Source organism: Sodalinema sp. (assembly GCF_046483825.1).
In the GTDB taxonomy this organism is placed as follows: Bacteria; Cyanobacteriota; Cyanobacteriia; order Cyanobacteriales; family Geitlerinemataceae; genus Sodalinema.
On record NZ_JAWOCL010000300.1, the window covers coordinates 1 to 3,987 of the forward strand.

Sequence of the window (3,987 nt, forward strand, 5' to 3'; positions counted from 1 at the left end):
GGTTTCCAGGCTTAAGGCGGGGGCTGCTTCGATCGCCCCAACATGATACTCTAATTCCCAGTCGCCCCCCAAAGCTGCATTCCCCGTCAGATCCGTCGATGCAGCTACATCTGCTCCCGTCAGTTCAGCAATGCGCGATACAAAGGTTTTACCTGAATCGCCCGCTGCCACATCGCAACCAAACAGCAAGAGATCGCCCCCTTCAGCCAAGGCAGACTTCCAGCCGCGAATTTGGTCTGCATAGTTGTCCAGGGTGGCATCGTTTAACTGCACATTCCCCAAAGACAAACTGCCCGCACTGCCATGGGACAAAAGTTGAATGCTATCGAGGTTTTGCACCCCTGATAGCGTCTCTGTAATCGTTTCAATTCCGTCTGTTTCTGGGTCGAGGAGAACGACCCGCGTTTGAGGGCTAACCTTGCTGAGGTCGATCGTTTGAGCAAGGGAGGCATCAACGAAGAGTAGATTTTGAGGAGACATAGTCAGATAGTACTTAAGTTGAAAATCGTTGCATTACTACACAGCTTTTAAGTCTCCGCAGGTTCAATGTTTTTACGGATATAAAGCTCTCCCAAGGTACTCACAAATCCTTAAATGTGGGTTTAATGAGATTCAAATTACATAAATTTTCATAAAACGCTACCTAAAAGCAAGTTGATTTAAAGATTTGGGATGAGAAGTTGACGAAGACAGGAAGTGTAAGTTAAAACAAATCAATTAATAACTATAATTCCTCGCAACAATAGGTAAGGCGTAGTAAGAAAAGCCTGCAACCGCGCCAGGAGCGGCAAATTTGGTCTCTATCTGTCGTGCTAGTACGACGCCGGGTATCTCATCCAACTCATCACATCGAGAAAACCCCTAAATTCTTGATCTAAGTCAAAGACAATATCAAAATTCCCTGACTATACTGGCTCCGTGGACAGCCGGTAGTGATCAACCAGCTTGTCCGAGACCCTGTCTTTCAGAAAATTTCCCTTATGGCAAATCCAACTCTCGACCTGAGGGTGGAGCGATCGCCCATTCAGCGATTTAGCCTACCCGCCTGGTTAGTGCTGGTGTGCGTCGTGACCTTCACAGTGCTGATTGGGGCCGGGGCCGCCATCTACAAAAATGCGCCCCCCATCCCCGCCACCATCGTCTCCCCTCAACAGGAGACGATTCTGACTCAAGAGAACATCCAACTGGGGCAAGAAACCTATCTAGCCCGAGGTGGACAGCATATTGGCAGCATTTGGGGTCATGGCAGTTATCTAGCCCCCGACTGGACCGCGGATCTCCTGCACCGTTGGGGACTAGCCACCGCCGGCGTTCTCTACGCCGACACCCCCGACTTCACCCAAAGCGATTGGGAATCCCTCTCAGGCATCGAACAGGCTCAACTGCAAGTTCAGGTAGAAGAAGACTTTAAAACCAATCGCTATGACGGTGAAACAGAAACTCTCACCCTAACGGCGGCCCAAACTCAGGGACTCAGCCAAGTCTTCGACGACTATCACCGCCTCTTATCCCAGGGATCTGTGACCCATTCCATTCCCAGTGGCTGGTTCACCGACGAAGACCAATTGCATAATGTCACGGCCTTCTTTACCTGGACCGCTTGGGCCGCCGCCGCCAATCGTCCCAATGCACCGTTTTCCTATACGGCCAACTTTCCTCACGACGATCTCATTGGGAATCAGGCCCCGCCGCAATTCCTCATTTGGTCAATTGTCTCGGTGATTGTCTTGATTGCGGCGATCGCCCTCTTCTTGTTTATCTATCTCACCCAAGAAGACCCCGAAGAGGTGCAAATCGTCACCGAACGGCCCAATATCCGCATCGCTACCCCGAGCCAGAAAGTCACCACCCTCTTTTTTGGCGTGGCCATGACCCTGTTTCTGGTGCAAATCCTCATGGGAATGGTGACGGCTCACTACGCCGTTGAAGGAGATGGCTTTTATGGCGTTCCTCTGCAAGACTACCTCCCCTACGCCGCCTCCCGAACCTGGCATTTACAAATAGCCGTGTTCTGGATTGCCACCTGTTGGCTGGCGGCTGGACTCTATTTTGCACCCCGTTTTGGTCAAAATGAACCCAAAGGACAATCCTGGGGCAATAGTGGTCTCTTAGGGGCGCTCACCTTAGTGGTGGTGGGGTCTCTGGTGGGATCTTGGGCCGGCGTGCAAGGGTTCCTCGGGGACAAAAGTTTCTGGTTCGGCCATCAAGGCTATGAATATGTCGAGCTTGGACGATTGTGGCAACTGCTGCTCATTGGCGGTATGGTGTTTTGGCTCTGGCTGATGTACCGCGCCCTCAAACCCGCTCTCAAAGCCGAAGGCAGCAAAACTGGACTAAATCACTTTTTCCTCTATAGTGCCATTACCATTCCCCTGTTTTACTCTGCGGGGTTGATGTACAGCAACCATACTCCTTTGAGTATTGCTGAGTATTGGCGTTGGTGGGTGGTTCACCTTTGGGTGGAAGGCTTTTTTGAAGTTTTTGCCACGGTGGCGATCGCCTATCTATGTAGTGAACTCGGCTTCCTCAAACGCTCCTCGGCCTTACGAGCGACTTATCTGACGACGGTTCTCTATCTCGGGAGTGGTGTCATTGGAACCCTACATCACCTCTACTTTTCGGGAACACCCGTCTTTATTACCGCTATGGGATCCGTGGCCTCAGCCTTGGAGGTGGTTCCCCTAACCTTGATTGGCTTTGAAGTGGTCAAATCCATTCGCCTCTCTCAAGAGGCCCAAGGGTTCTATCGGATTCCGCTGAAGTTTTTCCTGGCCACTTGTTTCTGGAACCTCGTCGGAGCGGGAGTGTTTGGCTTCTTAATCAATCCTCCCATTGTTCTGTATTACTCCCAGGGGATTAACACCACCCCCATTCACGCTCACTCAGCGTTATTTGGGGTCTATGGCTCTCTGGCTTTGGCTCTGATGCTGTTTGCGTTGCGCGAGATTACCCCCGATCGCGCCTGGAATGAAACCTGGTTTAATCGCTCGTTTTGGGGTATCAATATCGGCCTTGTCATGATGATGGTGTGTGGCTTGATTCCCAGTGGTTTCTATCAACTGGTGCAATCGGTCAATTATGGCACTTGGTACGCTCGCAGTGCTGAGGTGATTAGTTCCCCCTGGATGCACTGGACGGTCTGGCTACGGATTCCCGGTGATATCGTCTTTAGTTTAGGAGCATTGGTCATGGTGATTTGCGTCTTACGGGCGATCGTTGCCATTTTCCAAGAACCGACGCAAGCGCAACCGAGAGAAGCCTTAACGCCTGATTTTTCACAAGGCTAGGCTGTTAAGTTGGCTCAGGTGAATAATGTCTGTTATTGCCCTGAGTCATCTATTTCATTGATTTCATTGATTCAACAATTTTAAGGAGACACGATGACGACTTTATTTGAGAAACTGGGTGGAGACGCGGCGATTGATGCAGCGGTCGACAAGTTTTACAACCGAGTGTTAGCCGATGATCGCATCAAACACTTTTTTGCCGACACCAACATGACTCGCCAGCGGCAACATCAGAAAGCCTTTCTCACCTACGCCTTAGGTGGCGGGGGTTACACGGGCCGCTCGATGCGGGAGGCTCACAAGGCTTTAGTCGAAGAACAGGGCCTACAGGGCGAACATTTTGATGCGGTGGCTGAGGATCTGCTCATTACCTTGAAAGAGATGGGGGTTGCTGATGATTTATTGGCAGAAGTTGCCGCTGTTGTGGGCAATGTTCAGCACAAGAAAGATGTTTTAAATCAATAAGTTATTCTGGGGCTGAAACTTTCTAAAAAACCCGCTCGCCGGCCGGCGAGCGGGTTTCTCTCTCACGCTATCAGGATGGATAAGGGTTGGCTTAGGCCCTTAAGCTTAAGGGTTCGGGCTGTTGAGACTCTTGACTGTCCTGGGAGGGCAGGGCATTCAAGACATCTCCATACTTAAAGGCTAGATGGCCGAACTCACGGGAGAGCCAGTCCAGGGTAAAGTTGCCCCCTTGGCG

Annotated in this window: 3 protein-coding genes; 2 read left to right on the forward strand and 1 reads right to left on the reverse strand. The window is 50.9% G+C overall.

Annotation, left to right across the window (positions count from 1 at the left end; translation table 11 throughout):
- The coding region (locus R6U67_RS19030) for a DUF4347 domain-containing protein (protein ID WP_410254004.1) at positions 1–480 on the reverse strand (480 nt) is incomplete at its 3' end.
- A gap of 500 nt (positions 481–980) precedes the next feature.
- On the opposite strand from R6U67_RS19030, the gene R6U67_RS19035 reads away from it, so the two are divergent.
- Positions 981–3,287 carry a nitric-oxide reductase large subunit gene (locus R6U67_RS19035; protein WP_410254005.1) on the forward strand — a complete coding sequence of 769 codons (2,307 nt, stop codon included), beginning with the start codon at positions 981–983 and terminating at the stop codon, positions 3,285–3,287.
- A 93-nt stretch (positions 3,288–3,380) separates the two neighbouring features.
- Positions 3,381–3,752 (forward strand): group I truncated hemoglobin, encoded by a 372-nt coding sequence (locus R6U67_RS19040; RefSeq protein WP_068789912.1) that lies wholly within the window; start codon positions 3,381–3,383, stop codon positions 3,750–3,752.
- The last annotated feature ends 235 nt before the right edge of the window (positions 3,753–3,987 follow it).